At 69.5% G+C, this 16144-nt stretch carries 15 protein-coding genes; 9 read left to right on the top strand and 6 right to left on the bottom strand.

The features are described from left to right. Positions 1-2: 2 nt before the first annotated feature. Positions 3-788 (bottom strand): MerR family transcriptional regulator, encoded by a 786-nt coding sequence (locus EV651_RS06535; protein WP_133783016.1) that lies wholly within the window; start codon positions 786-788, stop codon positions 3-5. 59 nt (positions 789-847) lie between these two features. Between EV651_RS06535 and EV651_RS06530 the strand changes: the two genes are divergently transcribed. Then, a complete protein-coding gene (locus EV651_RS06530; RefSeq protein WP_133783014.1) occupies positions 848-2437 on the top strand; it encodes an amidohydrolase family protein in 1590 nt (529 codons plus the stop codon). Here EV651_RS06530 and EV651_RS06525 read toward each other — a convergent pair. Together EV651_RS06525 and EV651_RS06520 are read right to left on the bottom strand one after the other, a co-directional pair. Continuing rightward, complete coding sequence (locus EV651_RS06525) at positions 2419-3147, bottom strand: SDR family oxidoreductase (protein ID WP_133783012.1); 729 nt, start codon at positions 3145-3147, stop codon at positions 2419-2421. The two genes, EV651_RS06530 and EV651_RS06525, sit on opposite strands and share 19 nt — an antisense overlap. Then, positions 3144-3917 carry a CPBP family intramembrane glutamic endopeptidase gene (locus EV651_RS06520; RefSeq protein WP_133783010.1) on the bottom strand — a complete coding sequence of 258 codons (774 nt, stop codon included), beginning with the start codon at positions 3915-3917 and terminating at the stop codon, positions 3144-3146. Before EV651_RS06520 ends, EV651_RS06525 begins: the two co-directional genes overlap by 4 nt. A 248-nt stretch (positions 3918-4165) precedes the next feature. Between EV651_RS06520 and EV651_RS06515 the strand changes: the two genes are divergently transcribed. From EV651_RS06515 to EV651_RS06490, 6 genes are all read left to right on the top strand, one after another. Continuing rightward, the gene (locus EV651_RS06515) at positions 4166-4768 is read left to right on the top strand and encodes a MarR family winged helix-turn-helix transcriptional regulator (RefSeq protein ID WP_133783008.1); all 603 of its coding nucleotides are present in this window, start codon (positions 4166-4168) and stop codon (positions 4766-4768) included. Beyond that, on the top strand, positions 4765-6375 hold the full coding sequence (locus tag EV651_RS06510) for an MDR family MFS transporter (protein WP_133783006.1): 1611 nt from the start codon (positions 4765-4767) through the stop codon (positions 6373-6375). The genes EV651_RS06515 and EV651_RS06510 overlap by 4 nt, the downstream gene beginning before the upstream one ends. A 193-nt stretch (positions 6376-6568) precedes the next feature. Then, positions 6569-7162, top strand: coding sequence for a hypothetical protein (locus tag EV651_RS06505; RefSeq protein WP_133783004.1), 594 nt, complete (start codon positions 6569-6571; stop codon positions 7160-7162). Further along, positions 7159-7461 (top strand): hypothetical protein, encoded by a 303-nt coding sequence (locus EV651_RS06500; protein WP_133783002.1) that lies wholly within the window; start codon positions 7159-7161, stop codon positions 7459-7461. The genes EV651_RS06505 and EV651_RS06500 overlap by 4 nt, the downstream gene beginning before the upstream one ends. A 107-nt stretch (positions 7462-7568) precedes the next feature. Beyond that, positions 7569-8141, top strand: coding sequence for a hypothetical protein (locus EV651_RS41225; protein WP_238156697.1), 573 nt, complete (start codon positions 7569-7571; stop codon positions 8139-8141). Positions 8142-8149: 8 nt separating this feature from the next. After that, positions 8150-9322: a hypothetical protein gene (locus EV651_RS06490; RefSeq protein WP_133783000.1), complete on the top strand. Its 1173-nt coding sequence runs from the start codon at positions 8150-8152 to the stop codon at positions 9320-9322. 97 nt (positions 9323-9419) lie between these two features. On the opposite strand, the gene EV651_RS06485 is transcribed toward EV651_RS06490, so the two are convergent. The 3 genes from EV651_RS06485 to EV651_RS06475 form a co-directional block, all read right to left on the bottom strand. Beyond that, the gene (locus EV651_RS06485) at positions 9420-10700 is read right to left on the bottom strand and encodes an AI-2E family transporter (RefSeq protein WP_133782998.1); all 1281 of its coding nucleotides are present in this window, start codon (positions 10698-10700) and stop codon (positions 9420-9422) included. Between the two features lie 31 nt (positions 10701-10731). Further along, a complete protein-coding gene (locus tag EV651_RS06480) occupies positions 10732-12102 on the bottom strand; it encodes a glutamate mutase L (protein WP_133782996.1) in 1371 nt (456 codons plus the stop codon). Between the two features lie 250 nt (positions 12103-12352). Further along, the gene (locus EV651_RS06475; protein WP_133782994.1) at positions 12353-13507 is read right to left on the bottom strand and encodes a cystathionine gamma-synthase; all 1155 of its coding nucleotides are present in this window, start codon (positions 13505-13507) and stop codon (positions 12353-12355) included. Between the two features lie 194 nt (positions 13508-13701). Here EV651_RS06475 and EV651_RS06470 point away from each other — a divergent pair, with 194 nt between their 5' ends. Together EV651_RS06470 and EV651_RS41220 are read left to right on the top strand one after the other, a co-directional pair. Continuing rightward, positions 13702-14283 (top strand): hypothetical protein, encoded by a 582-nt coding sequence (locus EV651_RS06470; RefSeq protein WP_133782992.1) that lies wholly within the window; start codon positions 13702-13704, stop codon positions 14281-14283. Positions 14284-14365: 82 nt separating this feature from the next. Then, entirely contained in the window at positions 14366-16138 is a 1773-nt protein-coding gene (locus EV651_RS41220; RefSeq protein ID WP_166658515.1) for a hypothetical protein, read from the top strand. Positions 16139-16144 lie beyond the last annotated feature (6 nt).

The following is a 16144-nucleotide window of genomic DNA, read 5'->3' as shown; positions in this document are numbered from 1 at the left end:
CGTCAGACAGTTTCCTCCGTGTTTCGGGAGAACCCGAGCCGCTGGATCGCGTACGCCCGGACCCCGGCCGCCAACCACTCGGGCAAATCTCGGTCCACCATCTCGATGATCGCCCGCTGGTCGGCGTTCTCCACCAGGAGATCCCCGAGCGCGTAATAGGACGACGGCGTGGCCGGCCACAGCTCCAGCACGCCCTGGTGGTGCTGCTCGATCAGCTCGAACCCCTCCGGCGAATCCGGCCGTACGCCGCGATCCCGCGCGGCCGCCATCCGCAGCAGCAACCGGCGACCCTCGTCGCCCAGCCGCTCGTAGTCCTCGCGGGTCCAGCCGTCGGTCTCCCGGACGGCCTTCTCGAACCCTTCCGCGGTGGCCTCGCCGAACCGCCTGGCCAGGTCCTCCCGGAGCCGTGTCCGCGCCTCCGAGAGCCCGCTGAAGAACTCGTCGTCGGTCACCGTGTCGTCGCCGGACAGCCCAGCGATGGTCCGCTCGATCGCGCCGAGCATCACGTCGAGTCGCTTCCGCTCCTGCAGCAGTTGCTCGCGATGCCCCTGTAGCGCGGTCACCTCGTCGTCCTGCTCGTCCAGGATCCGTGCGATCGACGGCAGCGGTACGCCGAGCTCGCGGAGCAGCAGGATCCGTTGCAGGCGGAGCAGTTCGGGCCGGCCGTAGTACCGGTAGCCGTTCGTGGCGACGCGGCCGGGCGGAAGCAGACCGATGGCGTCGTAGTGCCGCAACGTCCGCACCGAGACACCGGCAAGCCGGGACACCTCGCTGACCGTGCGCTCCACAACACCTCCGGAAAAAGGGATTGGAGTATGACGTTACGTCAGCCTTTAGCGTCCGCGACATGGCATTTACGATCCTGCACACCCGTCTGGCCGACCGAGGCGCGGCCCTGCCCGCGGACTGCCTGCGGGTCGCGAACGGTCGCATCACCGCGATCGGCGGTCCGGAGATCGCGCAGCCGGGCGACACCCTCGTCGACGGTTCCGGTACGACGCTGCTTCCCGGCCTGATCGACTCGCATGTCCACCTGGCGCCGGGGTGCACACAGCTCGCGGCGACGTACGGCGTGACCACGCAGCTCGACCAGTTCAGCATGCCCGAGGTGATCGATCAGGAGACACCGCGATCGTCGTTCTTCACCTCAGGTATCGGAGCCACCGCGCCGGGCGGTCACCCGACGATCGCGTTCCCGCCGATCCCTTACGTCACAGGGCCGGAGGACGCGAAGCAGTTCGTCGCGGACCGGGTCGCCGAGGGCGCCGATCATCTGAAGCTGATCTACGACGACGGCTCCGGCGCGCGACTGAACCTCCCGACACTGGAGCCGCGCACTGTGCAGGCGCTGACCGACGAGGCGCACGCCCACGGGCTCACGGTGGTAGCGCACGTGTCGACGGCAGCTGGTGCGGTGACGGTCGTCGACTGCGGCGTCGACGTACTCGCGCACGTACCGGCCGACCTCATGTCCCCGGAGGACATCGCAGCCCTGGCAGACGTAGCTGTCATCGCGACGCTTGGCGTTGTCGTAGACGGGTTCAACGGTCCGTCTGGTCGTTTGCCGTTGCTGGACGAGCCTGAGCTGATCGCACGCATGCCTGCGCGCTGGCGGCGGCTGCTGGACCAGCAGTCCCGTCGTTGGATGCCCCCGGTGCCGCCAGACGGTGCGACGGCTCGCGCCAACACGCTGGCGTTGCACCGGGCCGGCGTACGCGTGCTGGCCGGGACAGACGCACCGAACCCGGGTCTGGTGTTCGGAGCGTCGCTCCACCGGGAGCTGGTTCACCTGGTGCGTGCTGGGCTCACACCGGCCGAGGCGGTCGTGGCTGCTACCAATGCACCCGCTGAGGTGTTCGGACTGGCAGACCGGGGCCGGCTGACGGTCGGTGCGCGTGCTGACCTGTTGCTGGTCGACGGGGACCCGCTGGTCGATATCACTGCGACACAGCGGATTCGTCACACCTGGGTCGGCGGCGAGCGGGTCAGGCCGGAGGAGTACGCCGGGAGCGAGCGAGAGCTGGCGGGCATTCACTTCCTGGGTGAAACGACAGGCCGGATCGTCGCTGCGTTGAAGGAGATGTTCCCAGGGTTCCCGTCGCCGGAGGACGTGGTGCGGGAGGACGGGGAGGTCCTGGGTCGCGTGGTGCCGGTGTCCGGCGGCTGGTTGCCGACCACCGTCTTCGGAGCACCACTCGGCCCTGTGAGTGACCGCGACGAGGCGGTCGAGATCGTCGAGCAGGAAGGGCTGGCAAGCCTGGCCGACACCTGGTGGGCGCGGACGGATGCTCCGGACTGGCAGGAGGCCGTGCTGATGGAGGCGCAGCCGGAACGCGTCCGACTGCGCTGGAAGGACCCGCTGCTGGACCAGCCGCCGTCAGGTCGCTGGTACGACCTCACGGACATCGACCTGTCTCGTCAGCCTCTTCCTACATAAGGCATCCCGGCGGCCATGACCGTCAGGGTCGGGACTGCGACGGACGTCGGCAGTTCGGCGATCCGCACCACGAAGTCGGCCACGATCTTCGGGTCGAACGTCGGCTCGACCGCGATCGAACCGTCCGGCTGGAGCACGCCCTGCTCCATCCGGGCGGTCATCGCGGTGGACGCGTTCCCGATGTCGATCTGGCAGGCGGTGATGCCGTGCGCGCGCCCCTCCAGCTCGAGGCCCTTGGTCAGACCGGTGATGGCGTGCTTGCTCGCGGTGTAGGCGATCCCCTGCGGCCGCGGTACGTGCGCCGAGATCGACCCGTTGTTGATGATCCGCCCGCCCTTCGGGTCCTGCCGCAGCATCACGTCGTACGCCGCCTGCGCGCAGAGGAACGACCCGGTCAGGTTGGTGTCGACCACCTGCCGCCAGTCCTCCTCCCGCACGTCCTGTACCGCCGCGGCCGGGGACCCGGTGCCCGCGTTGTTCACGAGTACGTCGACCCGCTCGAGCCCTCCGAAGAACCGCCGTACCGCCTCCCCGTCGGCAACATCCAGTACGGCGAGATCGACCCGGCCCTCGCCGAGCGCGACCGTCTCGCGCAGCTTGTCCTCCGTCCGCCCGGTCACCCACACCTGGAACCCGGCCCCCGCCAACGCCAGCGCCATCTCCCGCCCCAGCCCTGACCCACCACCGGTAACCACCGCAACCCGCGTCATGCCGCCACCCTTCTGTCTCGCCGGACTGCCGTCCAGGATGGCAGCAACGCCGCAGCGACCGCGGTGAGGACCAGGAACTCCAGCCAGACCCCGTGCCCGAGCGGGGGAACCAGCTCCTCCGTGAGGTTCCACGCCGCGTGCAGCAGGATCGCCGCCGGCACGCCTCCCCGCAGTCGCTCGCTGACGAACAGCATCACGAACGTGAGCGGAAACAACTCGAGGAAGAAGGTCAGCCCCTCCTGCGTGAACAGCCCGTCGTCGTGCTGACCTGTCCCGTTCAGGAAGTACAGCGGCACGTGCCACACACCCCAGGCCGCTCCCAGCACCACGGTCGTCCCGAGCGGACCGAAGTACTCACGCAGCCGCGGCTGCACGTAGCCCCGCCACCCGAACTCCTCCGACACCGGCCCAGCCAGGAAGGTGTACGCCGCAGCACCGAGGACTCCGCCGGCACCGGAGATGACCGACGCGGCGTGATGGGGCAACGCCGGCAGGTCTCCCAGCAACGCCGACGCCACGAGCGGCGGCAGCGCACCGAGTACGACGGCAGCGATCGGCCACACCGGCGACCACCGGACGACGCGGCGCCGCTCCCGGTACCGCAGCCACATCACCAACGCGGCCAGCGACGGCCCGGACGCCGCCAGCGCGAACACGAGACTGCCTGCACCCTCGTCCGGATCCACACCGAGTACGCCGAGCACTCCCCAGGGCACCCAGGTCAGGACGAGACAGATGACACCGAACTCCAGCAGCCGCCGCTTGATCACCGCCCCAGCCTCCTGGCCGGACCAGCGGACCGGCGAGGGTGCTGGACCGACCTTTCGCCGGGGGGCCAGCACCACCTCGACCGATCCGCGTCACAAAACGCCACCGTCCGACGTCGAATGACTGTCCGCGACTGCAGATCGCTGCGGACAGTGACCATCCGGCGACTGAGAGCAAATAAGTGGCGGCTCACTTGAGGATCTTGGAAACTCATTTGCGTGTATCACGCAAGCATGTATATGCTTGCAGCATGCAAGTAAACGACGCGTACACCCCACAGACCCCCATCGAGGGCGTCATGCACGCGTTCACCCGGATCGGGCGCCGCCTGAAGGCCAAGCAGCCCGGCGACCAACTCGACCACAGCGCGCACGTCGTGCTCTTCGCACTGCGGTGCAACGGCGCCCTGCGGCTGTCCGACCTGGCCGGCAAGCTGGAGCTCGACGCCTCCACCGCCAGCCGCCACGTGCGGTCCCTGGAGCAGCTCGGACTGATCCGCCGCTCCCCCGACCCGGACGACGGACGCGCCTTCCGCGTCGAGCTCACCGAGCAGGGCATCGAGCAGTGGGAGGCCAGTGCCCGGCACCGGATGGAGCTGCTCAGCGCGGCCATGGAGGGCTGGTCCGAGGAGGACGTGCAGACCTTCGAGCGGCTGATGACCCGCTTCGCGGACGGCGTCGCCGCCCACACCGAGGCCCCCAGCAGCGCCGCCTGGGCCGACAAGGGCTGGGCCGAGGTCGCCCCGCGACTGCAGTCCGCCGCGGCACAGCGCCGTACCGAACCAGACTCCGCGACCGGCAGCGACCCTGCCGCCCGCGAGAACAACGACGACAACCTGGAGAGCACCAGATGAGCACCACAGAACCCGCCACCGCCGGCGGGGCTGCACCGACCGACGGTGGTCCCAACTACCTGTCCCACAAGCAGATCCTGGTCGTCCTCGGTGGACTGATGGCCGGGATGTTCCTCGCCGCCCTGGACCAGAGCATCGTGGGTACGGCGCTGCCGCGGATCGTCAGTGACTTCAACAGCCTGGACAAGCTGTCCTGGGTGGTCACGGCGTACCTGCTGACGTCGACCGCCTCCACGCCGCTGTGGGGCAAGGTCTCCGACCTGTACGGCCGGCGGCCGCTGTTCATCGCGGCGATCGTCACCTTCCTGGCCGGCTCGGTGCTGGCCGCGCTGTCGCAGAACATCGAGATGCTGATCGGCTTCCGGGCCGTCCAGGGTCTGGGCGCCGGCGGCCTGATGTCGCTCGCGTTCGCCACCATCGGCGACGTGATCCCGCCGCGCGAGCGCGGTAAGTACATGGGGTACTTCGGTGCCGTCTTCGGCCTGTCCTCGGTGGCCGGCCCGCTGCTCGGCGGTCTGCTCACCGACGGTCCCGGCTGGCGCTGGATCTTCTGGATCAACCTGCCGATCGGCCTGGTTGCCCTGGGCATCGTCGGCGCGGTCCTGAAGCTGCCGCACGTGAAGCGCTCGCACAAGATCGACTACCTCGGCGCCTCCACGGTCGCCGCCGCCGTCACCTCGCTGCTGCTGGCCGTCTCCTGGAGCGGCCCGACCAACGGCTGGGGCACCGCCACCACGATCGGTCTCCTGGTCGCGGCCGTCGTACTGGCCGTCGCGTTCGTGCTGATCGAGCTGCGGGTGTCCGAGCCGATCATCCCGATGGACCTGTTCAAGGGCCGGATCTTCTCCGGGTACGCCGGGTTCGCGTTCCTGCTCGGCTTCGCGATGTTCGGTGCGCTGATCTTCCTGCCGCTGTACCTGCAGGCGGTCAAGGACATGTCCCCGACCCGCTCCGGCCTGGCGTTGCTGCCGATGATCGTCGGTATCTTCTCCGCGTCCATCCCGAGCGGTCAGCTGATGAGCAAGACCGGCCGGTACAAGATCTACCCGATCATCTCCGCGGTCATGGTCGGCGCCGCGATGGTGCTGCTGTCCACGCTGAGCATGAACACGCCGTACTGGCAGCTGGCGATCTACATGTTCGTGATGGGCGCCGGGCTGGGCCTGTCGATGCAGATCACCGTCACCGCGGCGCAGAACAGCGTGCCCCGGCAGCACATGGGCACCGCGACCTCGTCGATGACCTTCTTCCGCTCCATGGGCGGCGCGATCGGTACGGCGGTCTACGGCGCCGTACTGACCACCCGGCTGAAGGACCACCTGACCGACATCGTCCCGAACGCCACGCAGGGCATGGTCGACGGACTGGCGAAGGCTGCCAACTCCGTCCAGGCCCTGCACGGGCTGAAGGAGCCGATGAAGGGCTGGGCGCTGCACGGTCTGGTCGACGCGATGGGCGACGTGTTCCTGGTGTCCCTGCCGTTCCTGGCGATCGCGCTGATCCTCGCGGTCATCACGCCGGAGCAGCGGCTGGCCGGCCGCAACGACGGCCCGAAGGCCGAGGGCGAGGCCTCGGTGGAGTCCTCCGCCGCCGCAGCGATGCACTAAGGCCCTGCGCCAAGGCCCTGCACCGAGTCGCGTCACCGAACTGAGACCGAACGACGGTTGACCTACCCGACAGCCGCCCTGGGAAGCTTCCCAGGGCGGCTGTTCTTTGTGCGGTCCACGAGTAGGACGTCCGCCTGACCCCACCGGGGACTTAGTTTCGACACGTACCGCAACGACAGGGACTGCCGCACGGATGAAGACACTTGACCGGCCGCTGGACGACGACGACCGCGCGATGGCCGACATCGCCGAGGTCCGCGACTGGCGGCGCCTTGCCGGCCCGCAGGCGGGCGAGACCGGGCCGCTCCCGGTCCGCCGCCTGATCCGTCGCGTGAAGTCGGGGACGAACTGGAAGCCGTGGCCGATCAACCGCCGTACGGTGATCGACGACCAGCTCGACGGCTGGGGCTTCCTGACCCGCCGCAACACCGAGCTCGCGGTGTACGACGACCAGGTGCTGCCGCACAGCCCGTTCAGCGGCTGGGTCGCGTTCGCGATCGAGCCGGACGACGTGGCCGCCGCGGCCGCCGGGCTCGACGAGCACTGGCCCGCCAAATTCGACCTCGCCTGCCGGCACTGGGGACAGCCATCGTACGTCGGAATCGAGAGCAAGACCGGTTTCGAGGACGACTGGGCCCCCGGTGCCGGCACCGACCGCCGTCACCTGGCGGTCTGGACGCCTCCGGGCGCCGAGATCCACCTGTACAGCAACAAGCCAACGGCGAACCCGCTGTCGGTGTCGGTCGGAATCAACTACACCGTCTACCTCAACGAGGAGGGGACATGACGACAGCACAGCACCGGGCCCGGGAAAGCCAACGGGACGCCATGTTCACGAACGCGTCGGAGCCCGCCCCCACCGGCAGCGTCTCGGAGGCGACGCTCACCAGTCTCAGACACGAACGCCTCGCAGCCGCGAGCGGGCGGGCAGGCCTGCCCGCAGACCTGACGAGGAACGTCCAGGCGGCAACGCTGCCTCCGGTCGCCCCGGGTCAGGCACGCTCCGGCGAGACCTCCGGCGTACGGAACGAGTCCAGCCGGTTCGAGCGCGGCACCGGCACCGGCAAGAACACCCCCGAACGCTAGACCAGAACACCCGAATCAGCAGGTCAGCAGACTGACCTCGTCGCGCCATACGGTTGGCCGACGACGTCTTGAGCACGGACGGAAGGAACAAGCCCGGAATGAAAACCATGGACAGGCCACTCGACGAGGACGAGGCGGCATTCGCCGACTTCGCCGAGATCACCGACTGGCATGCCATCGCCGGCCCCAACAACGACGCCAGCGGGCCGGACGTCGTCCGGGCGATCGTGCAGCGCGTCACTGCCGCCACCGACTGGAAGCCCTGGCCGCTCGCGCCCGGCGAGCAGATCGACCGGGCGGTCGCATCGTGGGGCTTCACGACCAAGCGCAACAGCACGATCATCGTGTTCCCCGGCATGGCGTTCGCCGATGCCCCGAACAGCGGATGGTGCGCGTACGACCTCGGGCCGAACGACGTGGCGGAGGCCGCGGCCGGGCTCGACGCCCACTGGCCGGGCCATGTGGCACTGGCCCGCAAGTACTTCGGTGAGCCGGTCTACGTCAGTGACGACAGCAACCCGAACTTCCTCGACGAATGGGGGCCGGGAGCGGGCGCGGACAAGCGCCATCTGGCCACCTGGATGCTCAACGGCGCACATCTGCGGCTGTTCACCACCAAGCCGAGCCGGGACCCACTGACCGCAGCGGTCGGTGTCAACTACGCGGTCTACATCGACTAGGAGACACGATGACGACACCATCAGAAGGCCGCCCCGGTTGGGAGCAGGGCAGCTGGGGCGAGTCCATGGACTGGCTGAGCAACTTGTCGCCGGAACAGCAGCAGAACCTCCAGGCATTCGTCGGGATGACGCCGCAGCAGCGCGAGACCGCAATGGCCTTCGTGAACCTCGACGACCGCCAGCAGACGAACCTGATGCGGGCGGCGAACACCGACCCAATGCGGGACCGTGTGAACAACGCGATCCGGGGCGCGGTCGCCCGAGTGCACCTGGCCTACGACAACACGCGCGGCCGGATCAGCGAGATGGCCACCTCGCTGGCCTCACAGGCGCGGGACTATCGCGACGTCGCAGTTCAGGGTGCGCGCGACGCCCGGGACACGGTGGTGCAGGGTGCGCGGGATGCGCGGGACACCGTCGTACAGGGTGCACGCGACGCGCGTGACACCGTCGTACAGGGCGCCCGGGACACCCGCGACGCGGTGGTGCAGGGCGCACGCAACGTCGGCGACCGGGCGACCGAGCTCGGCCAGCAGGCCGTCGGTGCCTACGAGACCGGCCGGGACCGGGTTGTGGACGCCGCCCAGCGCGGGCAGGTCCGGCTCGACCAGGCCTGGCAGAGCGGCGCCGACCGCGTCGGCGAGATGCGCGACTCGGTTGTCCAGGGTGCCCGAGACGCGCGGGACACCGTGGTGCAGGGTGGGCGTGACGCGCGTGACGCGGTCGTCGGCGGTGTGAGGAACGCCGCCGCGGCCGGACGGGACGCGATGAACCGAGCCGGCCGATGGTTCGAGGGCAAGTTCAACGGGACGATGCTCAAGGCCGAGAGCGCGCTCGCCAACTACAACGCCGGCCGGAACAACCCGTCCTTGCAGGCGGACATGAAGCAGATCATGCCCGACAAGAGCCGGCTGGAGATGATCCAGCAGGTGAGCGAGAACCTGAACACTGTCAACGGCCCGGTCACGGCAGCCGAGAACGAGGCCATCCAGAACCTCGCCAAGGAGTCCCAGACCAGGCTGGAAACGCAGACCGCGATGCGGGCCGGCCTGACCGGCGTCGCGCCGATGGGCCAGCCCGTCCAGTCTCAGGGTGCGACCGGCCAGCAGGCCGGTGGCCAGGGTGCCCAGGAGAAGCCGGCACTCACCAAGAACAACGACAAGGGCGGCCTCAAGCGCTGACCCCGATCACCTGAGGACGCCGCCGAGCCTGGCTCGGCGGCGTCTTCCGCGTTGGGTGGAGGCTTTCTGGCCTGATGTGCCGAAACCCTTGAGTGGGCTAGTCGGTGGTTGTTGCCGGTGCGGCGGCGTCCCGGTTCGGCGTTGCCTGTTGGGGGCGGCGTCTGGGCAGGGGTCTTGGCGGTTCGGGGTCTACGTCGTGGCCGGCCAGGTGGTTGACGATGGCGTTCAGGACGGCGGCGGTGGGGACCGCGACCAGGGCGCCGACGATGCCGGCGATCACCACGCCGGTGGCGATCGAGAGGATGATCGCCAGCGGGTGGACGCTGACCGCGCGGCCGAGCAGGAACGGCTGCAGGACGTGCGCCTCCAGCTGCTGTACGCCGATCACGACCGCGAGCATCACGATCGCGATGATGGGGCCCTTGGCAACCAGTGCGACGAGGACCGCGACGGTGCCGCTGATCAGGGCGCCGACGACCGGGATGAACGAGCCGACGAACACCAGGATCCCGATCGCACTTACCAGCGGCAGGCCGAGGATCGCGGCGCCGAGGGAGATCCCGATCGCGTCGACCGCGGCGACGATCACCGTGGCGCGGACGAACGCCGTCAGCGAGACCCACGCCTTCCGGCCCGACGAGTCGGCCTTGTCGCGGGCCCGGCGCGGGAACAGCCGGACCAGCCACGACCAGATCTGCTCGCCCTGGTACAGGAAGAAGAACAGGCAGAACAGCGAGATGAACAATCCCGCCACCACGTGCGTCGCCGTCGTACCGACCGCTGCCGCCTGCTGACCGAGCGCGCCGCCGGACGTGAGCTGCTTCTGCAGCTGCTTGAAGAGGCTGGTGATGTCCGCGTCGGTGAGGCCGAAATTGATCCGGGCCATGTCGCGCAGTTTCTGCACACCTTCGCCGACCTGGTTGGACAAGTCCTCGAACTGCCCGGCGATCTGTGTCCCGACCAGTGTCAGCAGACCCGCGATCACCACGAGCGTCGCGAGCACGGTGATGCCGGCCGCCGGACCACGCGGCAGCCGGAGCTTCTGCAGGCCGGTGGTGACGGGGATCAGGAGGGCGGTGAGGAGTACGCCGACGGTGATCGGTACGACGATCTCGGACAGGTACCGCATCCCGTAGCCGATCACGGCGATGGCCGCGACGATCACCAGGAACCGCCAGGCCCACGCACTGGCGATCTCCATCGCCGGCGTCACGCCGTGGTCCACCTTCCTCGGCCCGCGGCCTGCCCCCGGCACCTCGACCGCGGGTTCGACCGCAGCCTCGGCTGCCGACGCGCTGGACGATTCCAGCACCTCGTTGTCCGCAACCGGGCTCTGCTCGTCGTGCTGTCCGGTCCGGTCCCGCCCCGAATCGCTCATCCCACCTCCGCAAGCTGATGTGCTGATGAGACTAGTGCCCGGTGCGGCCCGTTCCATGAATATGGGCGGCCAGGCCTTCGGCAGCCTTCGGGGCGTCGTCGGCGAGCAGGCCGACCGCGGCGAGCACGTAGTCCGCGTCGACGCACACCTCAGCGCGCTGCGGGACCAGCCAGCCCTCCTCCTGCGCGTTGGTCCCGATCGAACCGAGGATCCGCGCCGCGACCTCCGGCGGGCTGTGCCGCAGCACTCCCCCGGACCCGACCAGCAGATCGACCTCGCGCAGATCCTTTCCGGAGCGCTCGATCACTCGCCCGCCAGGCCCGAACACGATCCGCTGCCGCCCCGCATGCCGCCGCAGCGCGACCGTCGCGGCAACGCTCGCCAACGTCTCGTCGTACGACGCCTCACGTCCGCTGTCCGGAAGGTACGACGGGTCCGCTCGCCGGCGTTCCGCCGCCGCACGCACCTCGTCGGCGTCCGCGATCAGCCCCGCCTCGGCGCCGGCCGCAACAACAGGTACGGCGCTCCACCGCATCCCGAGATCGCCTTCGACGGTCCGGGTCACGGGATGCGGGGCGACCACTTCGCGGCCGAGGTTCGCGTCCTCGGGGTCGAGCTCGATCACCGAGTGCACGTCGGTGGTGGCACCGCCGATGTCCACGACCGCCACGTCACCGTGCAGCGCGGCGAGTACCTCGACACCGCGCAGTACGACGTCCGGCGTCGCGGCGCGGACCATCCGCGCGAAGGACGGGTCCCGTGACAGGTTCTTCCCGCCGATCACGTGCTCCAGGAACATCTCGCGGATCGCGGCCCGGGCACTGTCCGGCGCGAACACGCCGATCTCCGGTACGACGTTTTCCGCCAGCACGTGCGGTACATCCGCCGCGGTCAGTGTTTCCGTGATTTCCGCCCGCGCATCGACGTTGCCTGCGACAACGACCGGTTTCCGCCACTTGTACTTCGCCAGCGTCCCGGCGGCCTTGAGCAGTACGGCGGAGTTCCCGCCGTCGGTACCGCCGAGCAGCAGCACGACGTCCGGGCGATCCTTGCGCAGCTCCTTCTGGCTGGTCGCGTTCAGGCCACCGCTGACGACCGCCACGACGCGCCCGCCGCTCGACAACGCGACCCGCTTCCCCGCCTCCGCGGTCACGAGTTCTTCGTTGCCCACGACACCGATCCGCAGGCCGCCGCCCGCACTCGAACAGGCCAGCACCTCCGCGTTCCGCACCCCCCGGTCGGCCGCTTCGAGTACGACGCGACAGGCCTGCCACCCGTCCATGACGTCGGTGTCGATCGTCGTACGGTGCTCGGCCCGGGCCACGAGCTCGCCCGAACCGGAATCCACCGCAACCGCCTTCGTGAAAGTCGACCCGAAGTCAACCGCAACCACCAGGCTCACCAACACTCACCCCACTCGCCCCATCGTCCACCGCCATCTCCCCCGCCCCTCCCGATCCCCCGCCCGTCCCGAGCGCGCCGTTCCCGCCCACGCTGAGCCGTTCCCGCCCACGCGTCGGTGCGCATTTGGTGGGTCAACCCAGCAAGTTGGGGGTCGTCACCCTGGTTGTGGGTCACAAACCCCCAAGTTCGCTGGCCGACCCAGCAAATTGCCTGGCCGGCCAGGCACATGCGCTGGGGTGGTGGGTGGGTCAGGCGAGGGCGCGATCGAGGTCGAGGAGGAGGTCGTCGACGGTCTCGATGCCGACGCTGAGGCGGATCAGGTCCGCCGGGACCTCGAGTGGGGTGCCGGCGACCGAGGCGTGGGTCATCTTGCCGGGGTGCTCGATCAGGGACTCGACGCCGCCGAGGGACTCACCGAGCGTGAAGACCTCGGCCTTGTTGCAGATGTCCAGTGCCTGCGCCTCGCCGCCGGTGACGCGGAAGCTGACGATCCCGCCGAACCGCTTCATCTGCTTGGCGGCGGTCTCGTGACCCGGGTGCCCGTCGACGCCCGGGTACAGCACCTGGCTGACGGACTTGTGCCGCTGCAGGAACTCGACGACCTTCTCGGCGTTGTCGCTGTGCCGGTCCATCCGGACGCCGAGCGTCTTGATGCCACGCAGCACCAGCCACGAGTCGAACGGCCCGGCGACGGCGCCGATCGCGTTCTGGTGGAAGGCGATCTTCTCCGCCAGCTCGGCGTCCCGCACGATCAGCGCGCCGCCGACCACGTCGGAGTGCCCGCCCATGTACTTCGTCGTCGAGTGCACGACCACGTCCGCGCCGAGCTCCAGCGGCTGCTGCAGGTACGGCGAGGCGAACGTGTTGTCGACCACCAGCAGGGCGCCGGCGTCGTGGGCGATCTGGGCGACGATGGCGATGTCCGCGACGTTCAGCAGCGGGTTGGTCGGAGTCTCCAGCCAGACGACCTTCGTCTTCCCTGGCTGGATCGCGGCCCGGATTGCGTCCGGGTGCGTGACCGCGGCCGGCGTCATCTCCACACCCCAGGTGCCGAGAACGCGGGCGAACAGGCGGAACGTGCCGCCGTACGCGTCGTCAGGGAAGACCACGTGATCACCCGGCACGCACAGTGAGCGGATCAGGGTGTCCTCGGCGGCCAGACCGCTGGCGAAGGCGAAGCCGCGGGTGCCGGCCTCGATCGCGGCCAGACACTCCTCGAGCGCAGTCCGGGTCGGGTTCGCCGAGCGGGAGTACTCGTACCCGTTGCGCAGTCCGCCGACGCCGTCCTGCTTGTAGGTGCTGGTCGCGTAGATCGGCGGCACGACCGAGCCGGTCGTCGGGTCAGGCTCGTTCCCGGCGTGGATCGCGAGCGTTTCGAAGCCGTAGTGGTGTTCCGTGTTCACCGGACCAGCGTACGGCCTGGTCTGCTCGGGTCCCGCAGGACGTCTGCTCCTGAGATGATCCGGCGGATCCGAGTTGTCCACAGGGGCGTCGTACTGGCTGGCGAATGACCCGTTAGGCCGCCTACGGTTGCGCACAGAGGGTCATCTAGAGGGTTGCGGTCAGGGAACCGGGCAAGGAAGGACGACGGCGCCGGATGAAGACGCAGGACAGGCCGCTCGACCAGGACGACCTGGCGATGGCGGATCTCGCCGAGATTCCGGACTGGACCGTGATCGCGGGACCGGACGGCGACGAGGCCGGGCCGGAGGTGGTGCGCGCCTTGGTGCACCGGGTGATGGGCCAGACCTCCTGGCAGCCGTGGCCGCTGCAGGCCGGCGAGGTGATCGGCTCCGACATGGTCTCGTGGGGGTTCACCACGCGCCGCGGCACCACGATGATCGTGTTCGACGGCCTCGCGTTCCCGGACTGCCCGGACAGCGGCTGGTCGGCGTACGAGATCGGTCCGGACGACATCGCCGCCGCCGAGTCCGGGCTGGACGAGCACTGGCCCGACCACCTCGCGCTCGCCACCAAGCACTGGGGCCGGCCCGACTACGTCGGTGACGAGAGCAGTCCGACGTTCGCTGACGAGTGGGAGCCCGGCGCCGGGACCGGCCGCCGGCATCTTGCCGTCTGGCTGCGTCCGGGTGCCCAGATCCACCTGTACAGCACGAAGCCCAGCAAGGACCCGCTGACGACGTCTGTCGGGGTCAACTACGCCGTGTACATCGACTAGGAGACCCCGCCGTGAGCGAGCGAACAACGAGAGTGGCCGATCAACTCGCTCATGCCGGAGCCGAGCGTAGCGAGGTGCAGGCGTGAGCCAGTCCTACCCGGAGAACCCGCGCGGCATCCGTCAGCGTGTCTCCCGCTGGAGCACGACTCGGCGCGGCACGAAGACGCTGAAGGCGGCGTACGCGCAGGCAGCCCGCGACGTGAAGCGGATGGATCCGTCCGTCCGCGAGGCGATCGGCCGCTCCAACATGACCCGCGCCGATCTGCAGCAACTGGCGAGTCTGCACGTCGACGCCCAGTTCCGCCCGGACCGGTACGGCGATGTCTCGCAGCGACTCGGTGCGGAAGCGGCCTCCCGTACCAACCCCGCTCCCGGCCAGACGCGGAACCCGCTGCGGCGAGTCGCCAACAGGTTCTCGCGCTGGCAGGACAGGCGGCAGGGGACGAAGGCGCTCAAGGCAGCGTTCACGCAGGCGGCGCGCGACGTGAAACGCACCGATCCCCAGGTCCGGTGGGCGATCGGCCGGTCGCAGATCAACCGGGCTGATCTCGCGGCGCTGGCGTCGAGCCGGATGGATCAGGTGTTCCGGCCCGAAGGCCGGTTCCAGAACGTGCCCGGGCAGCAGAACCAGACCGGGGCCGGGCGGCCGGGACAGGGTCAGGGGCAGGGTCAGGGGCAGGGGCAGGGGCAGGGGCAGGGCATTCAGTCCCGGGACGCGGTCCGGCAGCCGCCGTCGCCGCAGCAGTCCGAGCAGTTGAACCAGCGGATCGCGACGCTGCAGCAGGCGATCCTGGAGAGCCAGCAGCAGGCCCTCGCGCTGATGGAGGAGAACAACCGCCTCCAGGCGCAGATGCGCCAACTACTCGAGGCGCGCGTCCAGCAGCTCCAGCAGGAGAACGGCGCGGACCCGGCCTTGGAGCCCGGTCAGCAACGTGAGGGCACCAACCAGCTGGCGGCAGGCGACCAGCAGCCCGAACGCCGCACCGAAGGCGAAGCCGAGCGCGACGAACCCGGCGAACCCCGCGCCGCGGGTGAAGGCGAGGTCGGTGAGCCCCGCGCCGCGGGTGAAGGCGAGGTCGGTGAGCCCCGCGCCGCGGGTGAAGGCGAGGTCGGTGAGCCCCGCGCCGCGGGTGAAGGCGAGGTTGGCGAGCCGCGGGCCGCGGGTGGGGCTGAGGTTGGTGAGGGTGAGCCTCGGGCTGTGGGTGAGCAGGCCGAGACTGGTGAGCGTCCGGCCGGCGAAGCGCAGGTCGGGGACGACAACGGGCCGCAGGTCGGTGAGGGCGGAGCACCGCAGGCCGGCCCGGAGGTCGAGGGCGCGGAGCCGCAGCAGGCCGGCGAGGGGTGGACCCGCTCGTCCGAAACCCAGGGTCAGTCCGTCAGGGATGGCGAGGCACAAGGGAGCCGGCAGTCCACCGGCGAACGGGAAGCGCCCGCAGCCAACACGCAAGATCCCGCAGCCACCCCAGCGCCAGCCGTCGACCCCCAGCAGGCAGGCAACGACCCTCAGCACCCCGGCACCAACCCTCAGCAGCCTGACGTCAACGGGCAGCAGCCTGGTGTCAACGGGCAGCAGTCTGGTGTCAACGGGCAGCAGTCTGGGGCCGACCTCCGGCAGGCTGCCGCCAACGCGCAGCGGCAGCAAGGACCGGCGTCAGGACAGCAAACGTCGGCGGAAGCCGACGCGGCGCTCGCGCGAAAAATGACGTTCGACGGCCACCCACCGCTCAACAGCGTGTCGTCCGACAAGTCCAACGGGGCCGTCAAGGCCGGTGGCGACGATGCCAACAGGCGGCAACGCGGCAACCAGACGTCGAGCCGGAACACCCCGTCGAAGAACGGCAAGGACGGTCGCTGACGTAGT

This window comes from Kribbella sp. VKM Ac-2571 (assembly GCF_004362255.1).
Classification (GTDB): Bacteria; Actinomycetota; Actinomycetes; order Propionibacteriales; family Kribbellaceae; genus Kribbella; species Kribbella pratensis.
Note: the sequence above shows the minus strand (reverse complement) of the source record. Positions and strands in the feature narration are given on the sequence as shown.